Source organism: Pseudomonas sp. PsB, from assembly GCF_043658375.1.
In the GTDB taxonomy this organism is placed as follows: Bacteria; Pseudomonadota; Gammaproteobacteria; order Pseudomonadales; family Pseudomonadaceae; genus Aquipseudomonas; species Aquipseudomonas putida_Z.
In genome coordinates this window covers 18,680-39,284 of sequence record NZ_JBIGLU010000025.1, presented here as the reverse complement: position 1 = coordinate 39,284, position 20,605 = coordinate 18,680, and the positions used below count along the sequence as shown (strand labels likewise).

At 54.7% G+C, this 20,605-nt stretch carries 23 protein-coding genes; all 23 read right to left on the bottom strand.

Features of this window, described 5'->3' with window-relative positions:
• Positions 1-15: 15 nt before the first annotated feature.
• The 23 genes from ACGLHT_RS23340 to ACGLHT_RS23230 all read right to left on the bottom strand — a co-directional run bounded on the left by ACGLHT_RS23340 (position 16) and on the right by ACGLHT_RS23230 (position 20,552).
• Positions 16-921, bottom strand: coding sequence for a hypothetical protein (locus ACGLHT_RS23340; protein ID WP_123085514.1), 906 nt, complete (start codon positions 919-921; stop codon positions 16-18).
• The gene (locus ACGLHT_RS23335) at positions 915-1,715 is read right to left on the bottom strand and encodes a hypothetical protein (protein ID WP_057382989.1); all 801 of its coding nucleotides are present in this window, start codon (positions 1,713-1,715) and stop codon (positions 915-917) included. The genes ACGLHT_RS23340 and ACGLHT_RS23335 overlap by 7 nt, the downstream gene beginning before the upstream one ends.
• A gap of 155 nt (positions 1,716-1,870) precedes the next feature.
• Positions 1,871-2,251, bottom strand: a complete 381-nt coding sequence (locus ACGLHT_RS23330) for a hypothetical protein (protein ID WP_057382988.1) — start codon at positions 2,249-2,251, stop codon at positions 1,871-1,873.
• Positions 2,252-2,365: 114 nt separating this feature from the next.
• A complete protein-coding gene (locus ACGLHT_RS23325; protein ID WP_010792577.1) occupies positions 2,366-2,959 on the bottom strand; it encodes a hypothetical protein in 594 nt (197 codons plus the stop codon).
• A gap of 98 nt (positions 2,960-3,057) precedes the next feature.
• Complete coding sequence (locus ACGLHT_RS23320; protein WP_010794197.1) at positions 3,058-3,828, bottom strand: hypothetical protein; 771 nt, start codon at positions 3,826-3,828, stop codon at positions 3,058-3,060.
• Positions 3,829-3,901: 73 nt separating this feature from the next.
• On the bottom strand, positions 3,902-5,167 hold the full coding sequence (locus tag ACGLHT_RS23315; protein WP_058201940.1) for a DUF3150 domain-containing protein: 1,266 nt from the start codon (positions 5,165-5,167) through the stop codon (positions 3,902-3,904).
• Between the two features lie 158 nt (positions 5,168-5,325).
• Positions 5,326-5,604: a hypothetical protein gene (locus ACGLHT_RS23310; RefSeq protein WP_183596742.1), complete on the bottom strand. Its 279-nt coding sequence runs from the start codon at positions 5,602-5,604 to the stop codon at positions 5,326-5,328.
• A 115-nt stretch (positions 5,605-5,719) separates the two neighbouring features.
• Positions 5,720-7,774 (bottom strand): hypothetical protein, encoded by a 2,055-nt coding sequence (locus ACGLHT_RS23305; protein WP_274085619.1) that lies wholly within the window; start codon positions 7,772-7,774, stop codon positions 5,720-5,722.
• 2 nt (positions 7,775-7,776) lie between these two features.
• A complete protein-coding gene (locus tag ACGLHT_RS23300; RefSeq protein WP_123085510.1) occupies positions 7,777-7,992 on the bottom strand; it encodes a hypothetical protein in 216 nt (71 codons plus the stop codon).
• Between the two features lie 167 nt (positions 7,993-8,159).
• Entirely contained in the window at positions 8,160-8,417 is a 258-nt protein-coding gene (locus tag ACGLHT_RS23295; RefSeq protein WP_123085509.1) for a hypothetical protein, read from the bottom strand.
• Between the two features lie 131 nt (positions 8,418-8,548).
• On the bottom strand, positions 8,549-9,370 hold the full coding sequence (locus ACGLHT_RS23290; protein WP_123085508.1) for a hypothetical protein: 822 nt from the start codon (positions 9,368-9,370) through the stop codon (positions 8,549-8,551).
• A gap of 11 nt (positions 9,371-9,381) precedes the next feature.
• On the bottom strand, positions 9,382-10,503 hold the full coding sequence (locus ACGLHT_RS23285) for an AAA family ATPase (protein ID WP_274120952.1): 1,122 nt from the start codon (positions 10,501-10,503) through the stop codon (positions 9,382-9,384).
• A gap of 159 nt (positions 10,504-10,662) precedes the next feature.
• Positions 10,663-11,100 (bottom strand): hypothetical protein, encoded by a 438-nt coding sequence (locus tag ACGLHT_RS23280; RefSeq protein WP_010792586.1) that lies wholly within the window; start codon positions 11,098-11,100, stop codon positions 10,663-10,665.
• An 80-nt stretch (positions 11,101-11,180) separates the two neighbouring features.
• The gene (locus ACGLHT_RS23275; RefSeq protein ID WP_010792587.1) at positions 11,181-11,354 is read right to left on the bottom strand and encodes a hypothetical protein; all 174 of its coding nucleotides are present in this window, start codon (positions 11,352-11,354) and stop codon (positions 11,181-11,183) included.
• A 46-nt stretch (positions 11,355-11,400) separates the two neighbouring features.
• Entirely contained in the window at positions 11,401-11,697 is a 297-nt protein-coding gene (locus ACGLHT_RS23270) for a hypothetical protein (protein WP_274120953.1), read from the bottom strand.
• Positions 11,698-12,316: 619 nt separating this feature from the next.
• Entirely contained in the window at positions 12,317-12,814 is a 498-nt protein-coding gene (locus ACGLHT_RS23265) for a hypothetical protein (RefSeq protein WP_123085507.1), read from the bottom strand.
• Positions 12,815-12,876: 62 nt separating this feature from the next.
• Positions 12,877-13,827, bottom strand: a complete 951-nt coding sequence (locus ACGLHT_RS23260) for a PD-(D/E)XK nuclease family protein (RefSeq protein ID WP_123085506.1) — start codon at positions 13,825-13,827, stop codon at positions 12,877-12,879.
• A gap of 70 nt (positions 13,828-13,897) precedes the next feature.
• Complete coding sequence (locus ACGLHT_RS23255) at positions 13,898-14,038, bottom strand: hypothetical protein (protein ID WP_172765401.1); 141 nt, start codon at positions 14,036-14,038, stop codon at positions 13,898-13,900.
• A gap of 468 nt (positions 14,039-14,506) precedes the next feature.
• Entirely contained in the window at positions 14,507-15,745 is a 1,239-nt protein-coding gene (locus tag ACGLHT_RS23250) for a toprim domain-containing protein (RefSeq protein WP_274120954.1), read from the bottom strand.
• A gap of 342 nt (positions 15,746-16,087) precedes the next feature.
• Positions 16,088-16,225, bottom strand: a complete 138-nt coding sequence (locus tag ACGLHT_RS23245; protein WP_153274579.1) for a hypothetical protein — start codon at positions 16,223-16,225, stop codon at positions 16,088-16,090.
• Positions 16,226-16,836: 611 nt separating this feature from the next.
• Complete coding sequence (locus tag ACGLHT_RS23240; RefSeq protein WP_023111015.1) at positions 16,837-18,036, bottom strand: ParB/RepB/Spo0J family partition protein; 1,200 nt, start codon at positions 18,034-18,036, stop codon at positions 16,837-16,839.
• A complete protein-coding gene (locus tag ACGLHT_RS23235) occupies positions 18,036-18,935 on the bottom strand; it encodes a ParA family protein (protein ID WP_010792594.1) in 900 nt (299 codons plus the stop codon). The genes ACGLHT_RS23240 and ACGLHT_RS23235 overlap by 1 nt, the downstream gene beginning before the upstream one ends.
• A gap of 174 nt (positions 18,936-19,109) precedes the next feature.
• Positions 19,110-20,552, bottom strand: a complete 1,443-nt coding sequence (locus ACGLHT_RS23230; protein WP_274120956.1) for a hypothetical protein — start codon at positions 20,550-20,552, stop codon at positions 19,110-19,112.
• Positions 20,553-20,605: the final 53 nt, after the last annotated feature.

Sequence of the window (20,605 nt, the reverse complement as noted above, 5' to 3'; positions counted from 1 at the left end):
GCCTCTAGGACCGAGTTAGGAGTTTTTGAACATGTCAGCGATGCGGTTCCACTCCGTAAATTCCCCGGCGTTCCCGTCCTTGATCAACCGGTCCATCTGAGCGATAGGAGCAGAGTCCTGGATGAACTCGATGACATCTCTCGAGCCCTTCCAGCGTTGCATGCCAACGGCGTAGATTGCCTTTCTGCAACGCTCCAGTCTCACTGGATCAGGTTCATCCTCAGCCATACCACGATCATCGTCTTGCGTTCGCTGGGGGGCAGCTACGTTGTCCGATTTCGCATGCGAAACTGGGAAGGGATTGCTCGCCAGGTTGGTAGAGCTTGCAGGCGCTTTCAGCAGCTGGAGGATGGCCACATCAGTGAATGTTGGATAGATCAGCTTGGCGTATCCAAGGCAGTAAAATTGCAGATGGATCACATCGTCATCCGATAGCCCAACCTGGATGGTCAGCGTACCTACTGCTTCTGAGTCGAACTCTGTTGCAGTAAGCATCCGGGCGAACTGGCCGTCCTGAAGAGTGAAGCCCTGGAGTCGTTTTGGAGATGCGCTCGCACGAACTATTTCGTATTCCAACCGCGGCTGCTGGTCAGAGAGCCAACGGTATAACTCACGTACCGCGCCGAGCCCAAGGTTGAGACTGAGCTTGTCCGGGTCGTCATTTAGTAGGTACCTGCCCTTCGCTTTATGGGAGAACGTGAGACGGAGTGCTGTGTGCACACTAATCGCCTCGCCGGCGGCATTCACGTCGTTTCGGATGTAGATCGCAGCGTTGAGAGCGTTATTGCTAAACACCTGGTACGCAGCCAGGTACTTCCCCTTGGCCGGCATCTTCGGGTTGGCGGGGGTATACACCCAGCCAGAATCTGACGGCCGCCCTTTAAGATACTGTGTGTGCTCGGCCTTGAAGTCGATCAGCATGAAGCCCCCTTTTTCATGAAACGCCGGCGGTGGAACGCGATGAGGAACAGCGCACCAGCAATCCAGACCGAATGGGCGACTCCGCAAAGCATGTAGAACAGTTCTCGAACCAAATGATGGACCCGGGTGGCGCCCGCGCTATCAATCACGATTCGTGCCTCTCCCTTGTCTAGGTAGTAGAGCACAGCTGCGACGCCATCATCCGATAGGTCGTTGAACACACCGAAACCATGGCCTTGCGGGAATGGCTTGGGGTGAGCCCTGAAAAAGGAATCAACCCCCTTCAATTGCTCCCTAAGTTCGGGTTTGAAGGCCCCATCCTCGAATGCGGTGCCCCGCCAGCAGGTCACTTTTGCTTGCTCACATTTGGGGGCGAAAGACTCTGCAGAGGCTTCAACCAGGTTGTAGTTCGTCCAAGCGAGATCCTTTGCCCAGAGAGGAAGAACACGGTTCACGAGGACGAGGTGGAAAATGGCAGTGGTGAGACAAACACTGATCAGAGCTACCAAGATCAGGGTACGGTCCATTGTTCTCCACCGAGAGCGGGAAACCCTGATCGCCAGGCCGAAGATACCCAATGCCGCGACTCCTGCGGTGATGAACTGAGGATTTGTACCTTCATTCAGCAGTAGGTCGGCCAGGTCGAATGTCAATTCCAGTTTTACGAATGTCCAGGCGAGCAAAAGCGCTCCGCAAGTGCCGGCGGCACGCAGAGTTGGTCTGATGGATAGGAAGGCTGCGAGGAATGAAACGAAGTAGATTAGGGTGTGATCGAGGTCAGCAAGATCGAGCATGGTAGGGCTTCCAAATGGGATGCCCTAGAGGTTACCGGCAAGGCCTTGGCCTTCCAGTGAAAACGGGGGGCTGAGCGCCAGGGGGCGGATTCTCAGCCCCCTTCAGCGTGACCAGGTCCACGCGCGCCCTTGGCCGCTCCGATCTGCCGCGGAAATTACCGCAACAGCCGAACGCAGGCATCGAAGTCCCACAGCGAAGTGAGTACGTCGACTTTCTGGACGCCGCCCATAAAAGCTTTGAAGAAGGAATCATCGGCAAAGAGAACCAGCACGTGGTTCCCCGGATTCGCCATCTCGTCCGCAGGACTGAAAGCGTAATAACCCATGCCAGGAAACAGCCCCTGCAGCTTCCGGTTCCAGCGCTCGATGTGATCGCGAACGAGTTCAAGCGGCATTGAGTCTGGAAACATCAACTTGGGTGCTGTGTGGCGGGCTACGTTGCCTTCCACCCCTTTGGGGAAATGGCTCTCGAGTGTGAGCCCAGAATTCCCGAAGGATTTCAGCAGGTCGTAGGCTCTGTTCGATACACCGTTCATGATTCACCTCTCGATTTCGGTAAAGGGCGGACGCCACCTCCAAACGCCCTCGTCGAGGATGCTTGGAGGTGACGTCCGCCCTCCCCTTAAGGGAGAGGCGGTGTCACTTCAGGCTTAGAACATCCGCAGCACTGCGGTAACCAATCCTTCGACGGTTACTCCCACGGACCAGCCGATACCAGCCATGAACAGATACCAGCCGAGAGCGCGAGCGCTACGACTGGATGCGTCATGGTCGGTGTACATATGGAAGAATTCGCGGTCACCGAGGTTGGCTTCGCCAACAATCAATTCCGCTTCCTCTTCCTTCTTGGAGATCCCCAGAGCCAACTTAGCGTCGTAATCGATCGCCATGGCATCCCGGGGCAAAGGACGACCTTCGTTTGCTCCCATTGCCCACAGAACCACGAAGTGGCCGTTTGCAGGGTTGAAGATCTTCACCAGCTTTTTACGGCTGACGATCCCTGTTTTCTTGTTCTCCGATTTGATGTGCTGCCAGCCCAACCGAACAATCGACTGGCCTGCATCCTCCCGAGGGAGGCTGAAGACTTTGCCGAATGTCACGCCGTTTACAGGTGGTCGTGCGGCGAAGTGCTCCTGGACCGGCCTCGGGTCAAAGACCTTCACCAGTTTCCAGACAGCACCAGCCAGTTTCAGAACAACCACATCGGCAACAGCAGTCAGCTTTGCTTTCAGAACATGAGTCATGATGTTTCTCCTCTGGGAGCCGGAGCCCAGTTCGCACACTCGAAGGTGGCTGAATGAATTTTCAGGCCCCGCCGGCGCAGGGGTCTGTTCGCAGTGAGTTACTCGTCGCAATCAAAGTCATCGTTTTCCATGTCTCGCATGAGCGAGTTGGAAACCGGTTTCTCTTCTTTTGCTTTCCGTGCCGCTGCACGCTTGTCCCGCATCTGGTCCCGTTTGGTCAGCCTGCGGATCGTTTCCCCCTTTCGGGAGTTATCGATGAAGTCGTGCTGTGTCATGACCTGCAGAAAGGCCTGCAGGCATGCATACGGATCTTCATCCTCATCCATCATGCGCAGCCGGATGGCGAGCACATGGACGGAGTTGATGATGAGCCAGCAGCAGGGGTCAGTGAACACCGGTTCAAGAGCATCCCTCGCAGAGGTCAGCACGAACTGGCGATTGAGTTCCCAGATCATCGAGCCTCGTTTTCCGAAAACTCGACTCCCCTTGAACGGCTTGCCTACTCGGCGGTACTGGTATCCGAGCTCGTCGGTTTGCCACTTGCCATCTTTGATGACCGGTGCCATTCCAAGAGCCTTCTCCAGGCGCTCGATCGTGGAATTGTCTGAACGGGTATCCGACGTCGAGAGTGCATCCGACAAATCATCATCCTCATCCAGCTCTTTCACGCCAGGCAAATAACCGGAGGAGGACCAGAGGGCCTTCCTGTCGATTACCAGCCTAGTTGGGGCCTTTCGAACTGCTTTGGGTTTCTCAACTGCGGTTGGTTGATTGATGGCTACTCCAAACAAATCCACCGGTGCATCCGCCTCCGAGGAGGGTTGAATGGGGTTGGACAGGATGGGTTCGCCAAAGAGATCGACTTGCATAGTGCGCTCCATAGGGCGCACCACTCCCCTGACGGGGTGTGGTGGCCCGTCAGGGGTGGGAGGGAGGTATTGCTTAGAGGAACAGCGCGAAGTTCTGCGACAGAGCCGGCTTCGGCTCTTCTTGCACAACAGGCGTGGACTCAACCGCGTCCGGGACCGTGGTGTCGTCCTCTTCGTCGGTAGCTTGTGCCACTACAACCGGAGTTGCCGTGGTTTGAGCTACAGCTGCTGCAGGTGCAGCAGCGCCAGCCTGAACAGTGCTCACAACCGAAGTTGCAGGCATTGACGCCGTGGCCGCCGGAGCGGTTGAAGCAGGCTGGTTCGAAGTTGCTTGCTGAGCTTGCCCAAGGTTGGCTTGAGCAGTCGCAAGAGCTTGCTGTGCGGTGTTGCTCGCAGCAGCTGTGGTTGCTACCTGGATCAGGGGTTGGCCGTTCTTCAAGCGGTCCCAAACGATGGTCTGGTCGCGCAGAGACTTCAGGCATTCCCGCAGATTTTGGAATTCACCACCAGTGAGAAAACCGTTAGCCGGCACCTTGTCCATTTCGCTTTTCAGGGCGTCATGGAGGGGACGGATAAGCGGGTGAATGAAAGCCAGGGAGTTCAGCTTCACACACATCGCTTGAGCACGACGGACAGTTCGGGGGTTAACCTTCACTTCGCCCGATTGGCTCCCGGTTGTCTTCTTGTCGAGGGTCTCCAGGATCTCCATGGACTCTTTGCAGACGTGTTGAATGACTGCTCCGAGGACACCCTCCCGCAAAGCAACAACGCTGTCGCGTTGCGCTTCATACAGGTCCGCATCGAACTCGCCATCCTCCATTGTTACCGGAGTGACGACAAACTCGAATTTGAACCGTGCGGCTACCTCTTCCCAAGTTGGTTGGCGCTTACGAAGGTGTTCGGCCAGCAGCATCACCTGGGCAGAGTCGGCACCTTTTGCAATTGCCTTCTGGCTCATCTCCAGCAGGTGCTTGTCGCACATTGCCTGATAGCCAGGTTCATCTTTAGCGAGTTGCTGAGCCCACTCCTCCTTGATCTTGTTCAGCTCACGGATCTTGATGACCGCTTCGCTGCGGCTCATCACTGCCCCAATGGAGCACATGATGGAACCGTCTTGCTTCAGGAGGGTTTCGCCGTTTTCACGGAGCCGGGCGTAGTTACGGAGAAAGTCTTTCGGGAAGATCTTCTCAGTCACCAGCTTACGGATCTCATCGTGCAACTCTTCAACCTTGATATTCAGCACGTCGAGATCGATCTGACGATCGGCCGCCATTGCGGAAACCAGCAGGTTGATTACTACTACTTTGTTGTCATTTGCAGCGCTGATTACTTGAGTCATCGGTATTTCCTCGCACCCGCCGCGCACGGGGCATTGAGATGTACACCCGGGCGCGGAGCCGGGTGGTTTGAGATCAATGACCTCGAACAACAACCCGGCAGTCAGCCGGATTGTTGGTCCAGCTCACTGAGCAAGGAAGGCCCCCGAGGGGGCCACTGTTACAGCAGACGTAGAATCGTGCCCTCTCCCAGCGGAGTGCGTTGGGAATAGCCGTACTCTGTTTTGTCCAGCACATAGCTGTAGGTTTCACGCATCCAGCTGAAGCTCAAGACGAGGGTGTTGCCCTCATCCCGGACCCGAAGATCGCGCGCGAATGTTCCTACCTCCTCGATGTAGCCCTGGAGTTCGGCTTGGGTAAGACGAACGCCTGTGGACTCGCGACGAAAGTGCAAAACGCTGTCTACTGACCGTCCGGAGACTTGAGTTTGAGTTGCCATTGAATTGCCCTCCCCCGTCGCGCACGGGGTGATCATTGAGAACACCCGGGCGCGAGCCGGATGGTTTTCCAGCTCGTTGGAGGGAGGGAGCCGCCCCGAAGGGCGGCATCAGTGGTTACATCAGCAGCTGCTTGGCTTGCTCCAGAAGAGCTGGACCAACGTCATCTGCGGTTGCAGCAACGGCGTACGGGATACCCGCCTCTTCCAGCCAGTCCTTTCGGACCTCATTGCCGATGAGGAGGTACACCACCTTGATTCCAGCGTCGACCGCTAACGCAGTCTGTTCTGTAGCCAGGGTCGCACACGACGGAGCACCATCCGTGAGGACAAACATCAGCTTCCTCTGTGCCGGATGGCTTGCCAGGCGTTGGGCTGCTTGGAAAACCGCCTCACCAATCGGGGTGTGATTCCCGCCGGTGATGCTGTCCAGACCGCCAATGCGGTCAACCGCGTTTTGATGGGAGTCCCCGAAGGTCCTCACCACCGTGTTGAGATGGCCAGTTTTTGGAGCAAAGCCCAAGAACTCGCGTGGAGTGTCGATCCTGTGGAACACCTTCTCCATGATCAGCAGGCTCTGCTGGATGGATTTGGCAACAGTCTGCACCTCGTACTCTTTTTCATTGATAGCTTCCCCAGCAGCAATGGCCTTGGCTTTCGCCTTCGCCAACGTAGCGAGAACGCTAGGATCAACCCAGCTTGTCGAGCTGGAAAGATCTGCAAGAACAGAGACCGCTGCGGTAGGGAGTACCGTTTCCTCTTTACGTTCGAAGATACGGCTGTCTCCCATACCTGCACGGTAGAGGTGAGATTGTCCGAGCGAACCGCGGCGCGTCGAGTAGACGTCCGCTTCTTCTCGGTTTAACAGGTAGGCCTGCAGTTTCGTGGCCAGTACATTGACCTTGCGGTCTAGCGCATCAGCCAGTTCACGTGCATGTTCCTTGTCAGCAGGGCAAACAAGCATCCCTTCGACCAGGTCCTTGACCGTTCCAGCCCCCAGTGAGGGTTGGTTCTCCACATCGCTCGGTTCAACTTCGAAAGCTGGAACCGGAGCAGCATCCTGATAGTCCGGGTTGGTACCGTTCTGGATGCTAGTCGCGAGTTGCTGAATCACTTTGTCCATATCCAGGACTTCGGAATCGTCACCACCATTGCTGCTGAGCATTTGCTCGATCAACTCGGCGAGGTCGACCCCGTTTTGCCCTTGGCTGTCGCCTTGGGCATTCTCGGATTGGTTATTGGCATCAGCGTCATCCTCGCCCGGCGCACCTTGGCCATCAGCCTTGGAGTCGGACTCGTCTTCAGCTTTACCGTCATCGCTACCCAGACCACCGGCGTCACCGTTGGTAGGTTCTTGATCATCTTTCTGGCCCTGGCCTTGGCCGTTGTCAGAGGTCTGATCGTCTTCCTGATTACTCTCATCATCCCCTTGCGAGGATTGCTGATCGTCCTGGTCATCCCCTTCGTCACCTTCCGAATTGTCGTCTTCAGGCTCCTCTTGGGGCTGCTCATCCTGCTGGTCACGCTGCTGCTTCAGCATTTCGATCAGCCGAAGGGTGAGATCGCCGGCGTCTTGAGTGGAACGAACGCTCGGGTACTCAGCCAGGAGGATGGTTTCCAGGTTTTCGCGCACCTGGTCGGCATGCTCACCGAAGTGGGCATCGAAGTTTTTCCGAACAGCCGCTAGAGGCTGCTGGTACTCACTCCACCGACGGCTGCGAAGGAAGCACAAGGTGTAGCTCGCAAATGCTTCTTGGGGGCTTTGGCTGCCGTCCCGGAACATGCCGCGATCGAACATGATCGCTGCTCCCTGACGGAAGAAACGCTCAGAACGTCGAGAAGACCGAGTTTGAGCGTATTCCATATACACGTCGTCGACAGCGTTCAGCAGCAGGCCCGCGAAGGCACCATGCTCCATACTGAACTCCTGAAAAAACGGCACATCGCTATGCATGATGTGGCCGACTTCGTGGTAACCCCAACGCTTGAACAGGATCAAGTCTTCCTCTGTCAAATTCGCCGGCAGAGACGGTAGGTACGCGACCTTACCGTCGGTGCACGGTCTGACATTCGGACGAATCACAAACTTGATCTTGGAGTTTCTTGCCAGAACACGAAGGAAGGAAATCCAACCGTCCTGGAACTGTTTCGCGGTACGTTGCAGCTTACTCATGATCAGACTCCCTTCCGGATTGCGTAGGCTTTCTGGGTGTGCTCATTGGCCTTCTCTCGCAGCACACGAAGTGCTTGAGTGGGGACCTTAAAGCGGGTGTAGATCACTTGGTCTGCAACGTACGTAGCCCGTTTCAGGTACATCCGAGCGGCAACCCGGTGGTACCTGAGCAGGACTTTGTCTTTTGCTGCTTTGATTGCTTTCTGAATCAGGTTCATGGGTATTTCCTCGCACCCGCCGCGCACGGGGCATCGAGATGAACACCCGGGCGCGGAGCCGGGTGGTTTGAGATCAATGACCTCGAACAACAACCCGGCTGTGAGCCGGATTGTTGGTCCAGCTCACTGAGCGGAGTGACTGCCCCCGAAGGGGCAGTCCGCATGGATCAGCAGGTTTCCCCGCGGATCAATTTTGCTTCCAAGTCATGACGCAGGACTTGGTGGCGATGGCTTAAAAACTGATCTTTGGCCCGCACTTGGTAGGCGGGGTTTTGGATCTCGTTTGCACGGCCTTGAACCTTTTGGGAGAGGCGCGCCGCCTTACGGCGGTAATGCGCACTCATCAAACGGTGGTAGGCATGCAGCACAACGCCAATCCAGAACTTATCCAGAGCAGCATCCAGTTTCGCGATTGCGATTTTCATGGTCTTACCTCTCACCCGCCGCGCACGGGCAATGTAGAAAAAAGCCCGGGCGCGGTGCCGGGCTCGTTAGAACAAACCCGGCATGAGCCGGATTTGTCCAGCTCACAAGGAGGGAGGCCCATGGGGCCTAGTTATAGGAACAGGGACATACCGATGTTGGTGGGCACCGAAACCTTGGTCCTGGAGCCACCTAGTAGACTGGCATCTTCAAGCACCTTCAGAAGGCCAGGGAACGTCTTGTACCAGTCCATTTCTTGAACGGACTGACGTTGGAACGGTCGCTGGAAATCGAGGGTGTAGTCAGAGTCACTCGTTACCGAGAACTCGGCTCCGGCTTTGTTGAGCTCGGCAAGAAAAGCCCGTGCACAGACATCCAAAACCGACTCTTGGGTTCTAAATCGCCATAACCCCTTCCCGCTTGGCAGCAGGATGGTGCTGTCGATAAAGCCCCTTTCCTCGAAAATTTCTCGCCCCTTCGGGGACATGGTTTCCCAGTCCCGTACCGAGGCGATGCCTTTACGAATCGAAGCCCCGTTCAAAGCGACTTCAAACTCATTGCCTACCATCCTGAAAGCTAGGGGATGACCCGCATCGATGAGCACCCGAACTACATTCTCTAAGTGGGCAAGCCCCTCATTGAACTGCTCTGCAGTGCAGCTTTTGACACGGACATAGATTCCCCGGCTTAGGAGATCAAACTCAGCGACTATCGACTGGGCTGCATCGAGTTCCACGGGGGAATGATCGATTGGCTGCGACGAATAGCCGTTGCTTCGAGCGTCGGCAACCTGGGCACAAACATGCTCCCAGGCTTCCTCCGCTGTTCCGCAGAGCAACTCCTTCTTACCGGAAACACCTCGCATGACTGAACCTTCCCACACTGTTACGAGGAACGTATTCACGTCCCCACGTACAGCGATGAAACGTCCCGAATCGTTCGTCAGGTAGAACATCACCTACCTCCTTACGCTATCTGAGCCGCATTGCTAACCGCAGCTTTCGTCAGCGCATCCAGCTGGTCCGCCACCGAGGTGGTGTACTCTTTCGGAAGTACGAGGTCGCGATCGAAGGTTTCATCGAAGAGTTCGCGGGCCAGAGCCTGGTCCGCTTCTTCGAGGTTGCCGTAGATAGCGTCGACGAAGGATTCATCCAGATCATCATACAGAGCCATTTTGGTAACCCAGCGTTTGAGCTCACGGAAGGAGATGTTGTCGAACGCCTCCTCCTGCGAAAACGCAACACGGAACCGGAACGCGAACTCAACCATCAGCTGGATGTTGAGATCATCCACTCCAGTGTTCAGACCATGCAGAGCAGCCATCTCTTTCTCAGCCGACATGAAGTTGGCCTTGAAGGAGGTGAAGCGGCTACGTACTGCAGCGTTCTGTCCCTTCGTGCCGGCATACCGGGGATCACGCGAGGACTTACCACCAGTGTTATCGGTTGCGAACAACCGGAACGACGGGTGACGAACGATGTTCATCCCACCTTCGAGGCCGAGGAGTTCCCTCGGGTCCAGTTCAGGGTCAATCCCGTGGTGTTTCAGCGTCACGACCTCATCACCTTGGAGGATGTCGTTCAGACTGAGAAGCACGCCGGGATTCAGGCTGCAGATTTCGTCGATGGTGCAGCTCAGCCCATGGCGATAGGCATAACTCAGCACACCATCAACACTTTTCACACCGTCCTTCCCAAGGGTACGGAACCCTACCAGATAACCTTCATCAACACCGGGGCCGGCATTGATTGCGATTGACGGACGGTTAAGACGGCCATTGATCTGGTTGATGAGGGAGGACTTACCGGTCCCCTTCTCGCCTACCAGCATGATGGAGTCTTTCGTCGCCATGCTCAGGAGAACCCGGCGAACCAGGCTCTCATTGAACACGTAATTGCTGTCGACACTCGGCGAAAGCGGATGACGCTCTGCCGGTACCGGGATCGGTTTCTCAAAACCCTTCAGAGGGGTAGAGAAGCCGAACAGCTCGTGGACCATTACCGGCTCGAACTTCTGGCTGGTGACAGCTTGGATGTGAGCGGCTTTGATCTCTTCGACGGTGATGTTCTTCTTGGCTACGTTGTTCATTTGTATTTCCTCGCACCCGCCGCGCACGGGGCATTGAGATGTACACCCGGGCGCGGAGCCGGGTGTTGTGAGATCGGTGACCTCGAGCAAACACCCAGCACTGAGCTGGATGTTTGGTCCAGCTCACAGAGCAAGGAGAGGCCCCTAAGGGGCCCGTTATTAGACGGCTACGCGGTCGTACATGGGGATCGCATCCGAGTCGTAAAACCCGAACATGATCATCCCAGCGCACAGTCGCTCTTCTGCGAGTCCGATTCTCCGAGCCAGCTCGGGAACCGAGAGATGCAGATCGATTTGCAGGTTGTTCAGCACGGCCCAGAAGGAGCGTGCTGGCAATACCTGGACCTCAATGACCGGCAGGATGCCAACCATCACGATCTCTTCGATTTGCTCTGACTGAGGAACGTCGTAGACGGCTCCATGAACGAACCCCTTCTTCCACTCGTCGTAGGAGATGGTGTCGGGAGTTTCAGGGTTGTCAGATAAGGTCCGGCCTCGTAGCGCAGCCTGACGGCCTTGCTCCCAGCTGGTTGCCCCGAAATAGACTTCCTGGATGATCCCGAACAGTTCGTTGTCGCTGTATTGGCGTTGTTGCATTGCTAAAAGCTCCTACCCGCTGCAGACGGGAGAATTGAAGAGTTCACTCCCGCCTGCAGGTCGGGAGGGTCCGACCTGGCTTAGCCTGGTTGGTCGTCGTAGAGGCGTGCGATGTCGTCCCAGTTGCCTGGTTCTTTCGCTACCAACCAGCCCATTGCCCATGCCCTGCCCTCTTGGGACATGGATGGGTACGGATTGGATTGGTTGGAGTTGCCCGAACGATATGCTTCTTTGCCTTGTTGAAACGCCTTCATTGAATGCTCCTTCCCGAAATCCGGGTGATGGCCACCCGAAACCCGATCACCGGGCCGGTTTTCCGATGTGCTTCATTTCCGCATGACAGGCCGCGAGGGCCAGATCCAGGGCAAACCTCGTATCGAGGAAAGCCATCCCCAGTGGGGTGTGGAGAAGAATCGGTTTGAGCAATTTTCGAATTATGTTCGTTGTCCGCAGCACGTAATCGGCAATGATCACCGACCAATACATCATCGGAACAATTGCTTTTGGTGCTGGTATATCTCCCCCGCAGCCAACATACAGGGCGAACCCGACTGATAGCTTTAGGTTAGAAACGAACTTGGATTTTTTGGTTTTCATGGTATTCACCTTCTAGTTTAGTTAGTTCATGGTTTTTCTCCTGTCCTAACCCCAGAGGTGATCATCCCTAAGGGGAATTTCACCCCCAGGGTATGTCCATGGAATTTATGGCGTACTGCTTCGTGTTCCACCTACGTCGCCACCGGCACGCCGGCGCTCAACGTAGTCACAACCCCAGTAAATTGCGAATGCAAGAAACAGGATTCCGAGAGTCACACTGAAAGACATGGTCGCATCCTCGCGATGAGTAATAAGAGATTCTTTCGATCCTCTACTCACCTAGGGGCTACGTGCACGCTTCTTTGCCCGACGCGATTTCCGTTTTACCGTGCGCGTCGGCTTCATTTTAGGACGCTTCTTCCGTCCCTGAGCCGTTGAGTTCAACGTAATGAGTGCAGTCATCAATATGGAAACCACAAAGACTATGCGAAGTTCACTAGTAGACCACCCTACGAACAGGGAGGAGGCAGAAGCACCCATGATGGACGCGATGATCACGACCATCAGGTTTTTTATGTAGCTCATGTTGCCTCCAAAGTTACGCCGTCGCGTGTTATGTGAAACACGACCAGGGCGTCCCGCCGGAAGTGTTGAACTTCCGGCCCGAAAGGGCTGGAAATTAGCCCTCCGGTTGGAGGAATAGCGGTGGCATATCGTCAGTATCCAGAGAGAAGTCGAGCATGCCCTGCTTTCGCAGTTCAACTCGGTCCTTAACTCTGGCTTCTAACTTGGCTTTGATTTCATCTCGAAGCTCATTGTGTTTCCACTTGGGCATCGAGCGGGACCACGAACCGAGGTAATGCGCACCGTGGAAGTCGCTCCGAATCCTCGGAGACAGCAACCTGTGCGTTAGTACCTGCTTATTCGAGCCCCATACCACATTGATGCCTTCCTCCCCATCGGAGCTCATGATGAGTTCAGAGGAGTTGGCAATAAGCTGTAAACGCTCGTAGTACGACACCCTCCCAAACTCTTCAGCTAGTAAGGCGCCTTCGGCCAAGTAATTCCGCATCAGGAAATCACCAATCTTACGACTGGCGAGATCCTCAGCTTCCTTGTCACGGCGAATTCGTACAGCACGTTGAGCGTAGCGCTCCATTCGATAAGACTCACGCATGTAGCCTCCTCGAGGGCGCACCAGCCCCGTAGGGCTGTTTTGCCCTACAGGGTTGTTTTAATTCAGATTAGGTCTGCAAGTGTCAGACCTGCTTTAACGCTGTATCCCGACAAGCAACCTTCGAGGCATAGCCCCGCCATGTCACACCGTTTGGAGTGACTATCGCAGGGTGAGTCGTAGGCCATATGAGGGGCACGGAAAAACTCACCTGCGCGAAGCCGTTTGGCAACTACGCGGGCATATTCCACTGCTTCCTCAATGTCGGCCGCCGTCCGTTTAACCCAGTGGACTGGGTGCCAGATGGCGTTCACAACTGATTTTGAGTCCGGTTTCGTGATGTTTGGTTTCTGCCCTGAGGCATAACCACAAAGCTTTGGCTCCCTGATTCCCAACTGCTGGCATGCTAATTTCACTGCCAGCCAGTAGTAGGTCAGCTGATACCCGTATCGGGAAAACAACTCACCCTCAGGCTGTGCAGCGGTTTTCCAGTCCAAGATCACAACGTCGCCAACATCAGCCAACATCTCCCCTTTCGGGTTGAATATCGGCTTAGTGCATTCACCGACAAAGTCGATTACTAGCGTGATGAAGGTACGCTCAGCGATTTTCAACTTGAACTGTCCTTCAATAATCAATGGCTTGAGGCCAAGATTACGGAAGTAAGACGGAAAGCCTGCAGCTAATTGTTTACCAAGAACCTCTGCTGTTTCCCGAGACTTAGATTTGGCCATGCTTATCAACTTTCCGTCGGATAAACCTTCGAACTTGTTAATAAACTGAGTGGCCATTTCCTCATCTGGGATGTATCCCTTGACGAACCCTTCGATCACCCAATGCAAGGCTGAGCCGAACAGTAGGTTGAGCGGAGTTGCCTCGGGTTTTACACGAGCTCGGTAGTACCCCAGCAGCCGAGTGCAAACCATGGATTTCATGATCTGTGTTGGAGACAGCGTTATGTCTACTTCATCCGGGAGTGGATTGAAGATGTAATGCGGATTCACGAACGAAGTCATGCGATCACCTTTTCGGGCGCACACGACTACCCGAGGGCAATCTTGTCGCCCTCGTGGGTTCTTGAATGGTTTAGAAGTCTACGACTTCAGATTCTTTTTCAGGTTGGTCATCCTCTCCGCGGAAAAAACGCCCTTGCGCGATTTCCATCTGCTCACCTTCCGGCTGTTGCCACAAGGATGGAGCTTCGAGAAGTTCAACTTGGCCTGTCATGGTGTTTCCTCCTATATCCCCGCTGCACCGGGAATAAGCTCGCGAAGAGATCCCGTGCAGGGGTAAGCATTGAAGCTGGAGGGTGCCTTTGACTGGTAAGCGTGCGAACACACTTACCTATATGGCAGGGAGATACACGTTCCTGGAACACGTCTACCTTGCAGGAGCAAAGGACATGCCTGGTATCTCGAGATTGTGGACTGATCAGACGATCGTCCAGTCTGTTCCAACAATGTCTGTGCTCATCTAACTCGAATTCGAGTATCGAGTCGCACCCCAGAAAACCTCGGTGAATTCACCAACGTAGTCAGGGTTTGCTCTTTCGGAGAAAGGCAAATGGGACAGACACTTTTTAGCCGAGCACATCCTAGTAGTCAAGATGTCCTCGATCGAAACAAAGCTACTCTGGGTTTAGCATGCGAAAAAAACCCCAGACCAGCAAAAGCTGGACCGGGGTTTCTTGAGCGCTCACGCGCAGGCACTGAGCAAGCCATCTGACGTGGCTGGCTTGTAGCCCATGAAGATCCCACCTTCGCATGCTTTCGCACGCAGGAGGTGGAAGCGTTGCGGCAATGGCTCTCCAATGACCTTCTCAACCACAATGATATCTTCCCAATCCTGGCCCTTGGCTCCAGGAGTGTGAATAACATCGGGCAGCATGAATGCCACCTCGAACCCTTTACGCATCAGCTCAATAAAGAGCTTCCAAGCAAAGGTTTGCCCATCGCCATATTTCCCACGTGCTTCGTTGTAAGGGTCGTTATCAGACCAGATAACTACCCTATCGAATTCAGCACGATCGACAAACAACGTCGCCAGAGTGGTGCAGGCATGCGCTACTCGAACAGACTCGCCTGTTGCCAGGTGGATTGCCCATCCTTTCTCTACGCCTTCGGTCACATGCAGCGTCCTGCAACCTTCGACGTTTGCTACTCGGATTGACGCTCCTTTGAACCCAGACAACGGGGAATCGATCTTCTTCACCTTCGAGACACCTTCCAGCTTATGACCATCCGGAGTCAGGTAGATCTTGTGGAAATTCACCACTCGACCAGTCCTGCTCCGAAACGCCGACACGATGGCCGGGAACCGACCGATGAGCTCCTTCACAACCTGACCATCTTTCTTACGGGTTTCGTAATACTCGAGGGCCGGGTGGAATTTCACGTCACCAAGGTTGCTGTTAAGCGGGATACCGCGGTGTTGAAAGTACAAACGGCCAGGAAGAGCATCCGGGTGGGTTAGCGAGATCAAGCCTTCTGCAGTCTTGATGTGCTTCGCCTTCCGCTTCTGCTCATCCTCCGGACTTATGCCAGCCCGTGAATTGACCACTACAGGAGTGACCTTACGGGTATAGCTTTTGCCGCTTGTTAGTGCATCTCTGACTTTGAACATTACGTCGGTGAAGTTGCGACCGACGCCGTCCAGGATCAGAAGCTCTACTGGGTCCCGGCCACCGTCCTGCAAGCAGGAGCAGATAGCGCGGTCTTCGTAGCCCGGCTTGTTTGAGAATCTGAAATCACTCTTCCCTCCCCCATTCCGGTGACGGTGTGGGAAAGGGCAGTCGACCAGATGTCCATGGTTCTTGAGTGCAGCATCGAACGAGCTAGTCAAACGTGGGATCACGTTAAGCCAACCGCCGTTGCTCTTCACCAGCTCCAGGACTTCCTCAGACAGTTTCGGACGATTGTCGTCTTGACGATCCATAGCTACCTCCAATTGCAAGGCAGCCACGTCCCCTTAGGGATGGCTTGCCCTAAGGGTGGGAATTGCGCGAGCGCGAGTTTTTAAAGAACCCAGCTCCAGAATTCTGGGACTGGAATCTTCTCCAGACATCCGTGCGGAATTTCGCATGCGAAAGCTGGGGGAAAGATCACCTCCAACGCTAAGGAGGCCCCCAGCTGAAATCAAGGACATGAAGTCTACAAATGCAGAAAGGCCCGGTGCATCGCTGCGCCGGGCCTTTCGTCTCATCTGTCTAGGGCACCTCTAATACAGCCTGCAAAGGTTGTATTAGGGGTGCCCTTGACTAAGTCATAGGGCACGAGATCAGCATTCAACTCCAGCAGCTTCAAAGGAAGCACATCTGTCGTGTTGGACCTTCGTCATTGTGTTTCGCGCATCATCTCCCTGAAAAAGGAAGAGAGCAGCAGAAAGCGCAAAGGCAAAGGTGAGTGCATATTTCATGTCGTGGTCCTCAATGTGAATTGAGACGACCACTACCCTCCCGAAGGCGATGTGGATCGCCCTAGGGGTCGAGTGAGATTTGCTTAGAAAACACTCTGCGACGGAATAGCGAATGATGAGGCCAAGGGGGCACACACCAAACACCAAACCGAGCGAATGTCACCACAACGCAGCAACCAGCTCAGCAAAATTGGCGAATGGGCGTGTTCACACCAAAACGCAAAATCGCAGAGTGAAGTCCTTTACGAACTCACGCGACACTGACTTGTTAAAGAACGTGAAGCAGGTAGATCACGATGATCAAGATGCAATGCACCTGGAACATCGCAAAACGATGAACCAAGTGAAAAGCACCAGGTTCACCTTGAAGCGAGATGATCAGAACGGCGACTGAATACAGTCACTGAACCAATCTCCCACCACAACCCTTGAATTCAAAGGCGGGGGCGGGTTGTGATCAGCTATCAGTGAGTTCACCAACAGCGGGAGATCACGAGAAAACGCCTTCACGATAGGTCGCCCTACCCCGCCATTCAAGTACGCCGTGTCCCAAAATGAAAAAGGGCGCCTCAATTGCTTGAAGCGCCCTATTCCCCTACTGAAGATTTAGTTCAGCCATCGGTCTCCATCGCTGCGACGCTGACGATGTCGATCTGATCCACCTTTATCTGCTTGGGCTGTTGTGATCCGCCGATCATCAGCATGCACCATGCCTTGGAAGGATCTTCGCTGACGCGATCATTCATCAAATACCCGGACGCTACCGCACTGTCCAGTGCAACCTTGATACCGATTACCTGACGCTCCGCAGTAATCGGTATGTATCCCTTACCATTCTTCTTCGAAGAACAATTCGGCGCAGCGGCCGGCCCCTGTTCCTGCGAAGGGGGGGTTACAACTGCTGGCGTATTTGTCTCGCCCTGGCCCTGGGCTTTTGACTGCCCCTCGGGTTTAGCATGCGAAACTGGGGACTGGTCGGTCTGACCAGGAGGGTTCGCCTGAGAAGAATTACCACCCTTCCCTACCCCATCTTGAGCTGGATTCCCGACTTTTCCAGCTTGGTGTTCAGTTTGCGGTTCTTGTGCCGGAGGAGCTTTCGTGGGCACTGTCTTGCCTTTTGCTGCTCTGACCGCATCACGTACTTGCTGCCTGCTGATGGAGCCTTCCGCTTTTGCCCTTTCAATGAATGCAGTGAACGTCTCGGGTTGAAGGTTCTTCAGTTGCTTCATTTCCCGTAAGACTTCGCTGTCGCTCGTAATGCCTCCTTTGATCAGGTCAACCAGTTCCTCGGGAAGGTCTGCGAGTCCCAAATGAATGGAGATGTAGGTCTCGCTTTTCCCCATGTAGGTAGCCAAGTCCTGGTTGGACAGGGGCTCCCCAGCAGCCTTAGCTTCAGCTTTGGCTTCAGCCAAGGCTTGACCAACCTCATAGGGGTTGAGATTTTGCCGCTGCTCGTTTTCGATCAGCTGCGAGAGGATCTCCTTGGCCGGCGTGCGTTTCTTGCCGTCAACGATAGCTTTCAGCTTAAAGCCTGGGCGAAGTACCGCAGCGGCATAGCGACGACCGCCTTTCTTCAAGGGGTACTTCTGAGTTTCAGGATTCATCGGACCAACGATGATGGGGGTTTGCTGCCCTTCGTCATCGTAGCTAGCTGCCAGTTCCTCGATCTCCTTGAAGTCTTTCCTCACCTGAGGTTTGACTTCGATCTGATCTACGCTGAGGAGAATAATCTGATTCTCCTGTGCGGCCCGGCCAAGGTCCATCAGGTCATTCAGTCGAGTCAAACTCCCTAGGTCTAATGTCTTAGCCATTAGATTGCCCCCACTTTCTTAGCGCGCGATTGGCTCTTTTTCTTTACCGGCTTTTTCTTCCGAGGCACCTTCGGTGCGATCACCACAGGCGTGATTTCTACGCCTGCTCGGTGCGCCATTTCCTCCATCAGCCTGATCATTTCTACGCCGGTCTCACGCTCAGCACCATTGGTTCGCATGCTCCAAACGGGCTTGCACTGGCGCAGCGCGGTATCAATTGCCCCTCGGATCGAGAGACTGTTTTGAAGAATTTTGGGACCAACTACTTTTCGCAGGTCCTCCAACGACTCGCGGTGAGCGTTCACGCGAGTGTTGTATTTGTTGCAGATGATCCCAGTAGGAGTGATCTGAGTGCCGAACAACGGCCCGACCATATCGAACGTCTCGATTAGAGAAATCACGCCATCTACAGCGAACGCCGCCAGCTCCACAGGTACAAAGATGTGATCCGATACCACAGATGCCGCAATCATCCGCACCCCATTGGTAGGTGGGGTGTCGATTACGATGTAATCGTAATCCTCTGCCAACTTTTGGATGTGCTTGGCAAAGGGACCTACCGCCGACAAGCCAATCTGCTCTACTGAACTCAACTCATCGTCTTTGTTCAGGGCATAGATCAAGTCGGCGCCGAGTGCCGTCTGGAGGGGCTTGAGATCAGGCAGTTCTTCTTTGAAGAGATGCGCGCTGCGGAGCCCTCCATTGCGGGAATCAGGCGCGAGTCGACTGGAGAAGTTGCCTTGGCTGTCCAGGTCGATACCCAGCACGCGGTATCCCTGCTCTACCAAGTAAACCAGCCAATGGAAATCGATCGTCGTTTTGCCTACGCCGCCCTTCTGGTTAGTAACAGCATGGACGTCGGCGAGCAGTTTTCTCTTCTTGAACGGGATTGCGGCCATGTGAGGCTCCTTGTCTGCAATGGAGTCCACTCTAACCGCATTGCAGTCCATTTCAAGTCAAAACACCTGCTTTGCAGCTTTTTTTCATGGCGGCGACCGCATTGCGAAATCAATAAACAAAAAGGGGCGAATCCCCTCGCCCCTTCTCACTGAGTTTCGCATGCTAAACCGGCGTTACATCGGCACCTCTTGCGGGTGCACGGTCGCATGATTGGTATTGGTCGTGCGGTTCAAATACTCGACGCGCTTCGCTGCAGCGAGCTTGTCGTAGAAGCGCCCCATGTAAAGGTAGTACGTGCTCCCTTTGTGTACCGGTTCGAAATCCTTGATCCCGTAAGCTTCCAGGTAGCGCTGGAACTTCTGCCAGCTACCTTCATCCTTATAAACGTAGAGGACGTCGTAGATCACACGTGACTTTGGGGATACGACGATCGGTGCTGGGGACTGTACTGAAGATGTCACAGGGCCGCCGGCAAGCACCGCGCTACCAGCATCTGAGCCCCTCTGAATCACAACCGGAGAGATCTTAGGCTCGAACTTGGCCACAGTTACTACTGGTGCCTGCTTGGATGCGATAGCCAGAGGCTTCGCATCTTGCTTGACTGGCTTGTCGTCAACCTTGGCGTAGGTGGTTGGCTTTTCACCATAGGAGCCTGCGTAGACCGCTCGACCAGTGACGACCGGGGCCACGACTGTAGCCTTTTTGATTTCAGCGCCGGCCGTCAAGGCCGCTACCTCTGTCCGGGCTTTGGCGGTGATTTCAGTTTTCTCACGCGCGAGTCGTGCTTTGATTTCGGCGATTCGGCTCTCTGTTAAGCTCCCGATCTGAGGCGAAGGCTGATCCGTAATTGCTGCTGTTACCGCCACAGGTGTCTGCAGCTGACGGGAGAGATCAGCCAATCGTTCATGCTCTTTCTGAGCCGCTGCCAATTTCGTCTCAAGCTGGGAGAGTTGCCCTTTCAGCTCACTAATCTGGTTATTGATTTCAACAACCGCATTTGCTGCTCGCCGTTCAGCGTCCGCGTTAGCTACCGCCATTGCAAAGCGTTGCTTCTCAAGAGTGCGGGAGCTTTCCGCCTTTTGTTCCGCAAGCTGAGCTTTCAGTTTCGCCAGATCGGCCTGCTTGGCTGCATCAGCAGCTTTCAACTGCTCAATCTCAGCCATTGCTCGATTCTCAGCCTCGAGTAATGCGCGGTCACGGTCATTCTCAATGATGGACTGGCGTATGGCCGCCTTTGAATTCTCTTCAGCAACCCGGGCCTGTGAGGCCTGGGTTGCCGCTTGGAACTCTTCAATCCGGCTCGACTCAGTTGAGGGAGCTTTACCCGAGCCTAGATCCTGTTCGTACGCTGTTGTAGAAAGCGACGCCTCCAAGGCCTGCTTTTGCTTTTCGAGCGAATCAATCTGATCCTTGAACTCGTTCAGGCGGCGCATGTAGAGAATCTGCGATTCGGTGTACTTCTGGCTACCGAGACCATCCTGGATACGTTGATCGTACTGGGATTGAGGCTCGATGGAAGCTAGCTCCACCGGCTCGTGGGTGGAGGTACAACCGGCTAACACTGCCGTCAGAGCGATAGCCAGCAGAGTTGGCACCGGGAATGGTCGGTTTAGCATGCGAAATTATACCTTCGGCCTCTGGCTACCCGCAGGATGGTCGGCAAGGTTCG

Bases quoted from the DNA above. Each gene is read 5' to 3' on its own strand.
- ACGLHT_RS23290 (WP_123085508.1), bottom strand. From the start codon at position 9,370: ATGTTCTACCTGACGAACGATTCGGGACGTTTCATCGCTGTACGTGGG.
- ACGLHT_RS23240 (WP_023111015.1), bottom strand. From the start codon at position 18,036: ATGGCTAAGACATTAGACCTAGGGAGTTTGACTCGACTGAATGACCTG.
- ACGLHT_RS23285 (WP_274120952.1), bottom strand. From the start codon at position 10,503: ATGAACAACGTAGCCAAGAAGAACATCACCGTCGAAGAGATCAAAGCC.
- ACGLHT_RS23330 (WP_057382988.1), bottom strand. From the start codon at position 2,251: ATGAACGGTGTATCGAACAGAGCCTACGACCTGCTGAAATCCTTCGGG.
- ACGLHT_RS23270 (WP_274120953.1), bottom strand. From the start codon at position 11,697: ATGAAAACCAAAAAATCCAAGTTCGTTTCTAACCTAAAGCTATCAGTC.
- ACGLHT_RS23305 (WP_274085619.1), bottom strand. From the start codon at position 7,774: ATGAGTAAGCTGCAACGTACCGCGAAACAGTTCCAGGACGGTTGGATT.
- ACGLHT_RS23255 (WP_172765401.1), bottom strand. From the start codon at position 14,038: ATGACAGGCCAAGTTGAACTTCTCGAAGCTCCATCCTTGTGGCAACAG.
- ACGLHT_RS23315 (WP_058201940.1), bottom strand. From the start codon at position 5,167: ATGACTCAAGTAATCAGCGCTGCAAATGACAACAAAGTAGTAGTAATC.
- ACGLHT_RS23235 (WP_010792594.1), bottom strand. From the start codon at position 18,935: ATGGCCGCAATCCCGTTCAAGAAGAGAAAACTGCTCGCCGACGTCCAT.
- ACGLHT_RS23265 (WP_123085507.1), bottom strand. From the start codon at position 12,814: ATGCGTGAGTCTTATCGAATGGAGCGCTACGCTCAACGTGCTGTACGA.
- ACGLHT_RS23245 (WP_153274579.1), bottom strand. From the start codon at position 16,225: ATGAAATATGCACTCACCTTTGCCTTTGCGCTTTCTGCTGCTCTCTTC.
- ACGLHT_RS23325 (WP_010792577.1), bottom strand. From the start codon at position 2,959: ATGACTCATGTTCTGAAAGCAAAGCTGACTGCTGTTGCCGATGTGGTT.
- ACGLHT_RS23335 (WP_057382989.1), bottom strand. From the start codon at position 1,715: ATGCTCGATCTTGCTGACCTCGATCACACCCTAATCTACTTCGTTTCA.
- ACGLHT_RS23280 (WP_010792586.1), bottom strand. From the start codon at position 11,100: ATGCAACAACGCCAATACAGCGACAACGAACTGTTCGGGATCATCCAG.
- ACGLHT_RS23295 (WP_123085509.1), bottom strand. From the start codon at position 8,417: ATGAAAATCGCAATCGCGAAACTGGATGCTGCTCTGGATAAGTTCTGG.
- ACGLHT_RS23310 (WP_183596742.1), bottom strand. From the start codon at position 5,604: ATGGCAACTCAAACTCAAGTCTCCGGACGGTCAGTAGACAGCGTTTTG.
- ACGLHT_RS23275 (WP_010792587.1), bottom strand. From the start codon at position 11,354: ATGAAGGCGTTTCAACAAGGCAAAGAAGCATATCGTTCGGGCAACTCC.
- ACGLHT_RS23320 (WP_010794197.1), bottom strand. From the start codon at position 3,828: ATGCAAGTCGATCTCTTTGGCGAACCCATCCTGTCCAACCCCATTCAA.
- ACGLHT_RS23260 (WP_123085506.1), bottom strand. From the start codon at position 13,827: ATGACTTCGTTCGTGAATCCGCATTACATCTTCAATCCACTCCCGGAT.
- ACGLHT_RS23250 (WP_274120954.1), bottom strand. From the start codon at position 15,745: ATGGATCGTCAAGACGACAATCGTCCGAAACTGTCTGAGGAAGTCCTG.
- ACGLHT_RS23230 (WP_274120956.1), bottom strand. From the start codon at position 20,552: ATGCTAAACCGACCATTCCCGGTGCCAACTCTGCTGGCTATCGCTCTG.
- ACGLHT_RS23340 (WP_123085514.1), bottom strand. From the start codon at position 921: ATGCTGATCGACTTCAAGGCCGAGCACACACAGTATCTTAAAGGGCGG.
- ACGLHT_RS23300 (WP_123085510.1), bottom strand. From the start codon at position 7,992: ATGAACCTGATTCAGAAAGCAATCAAAGCAGCAAAAGACAAAGTCCTG.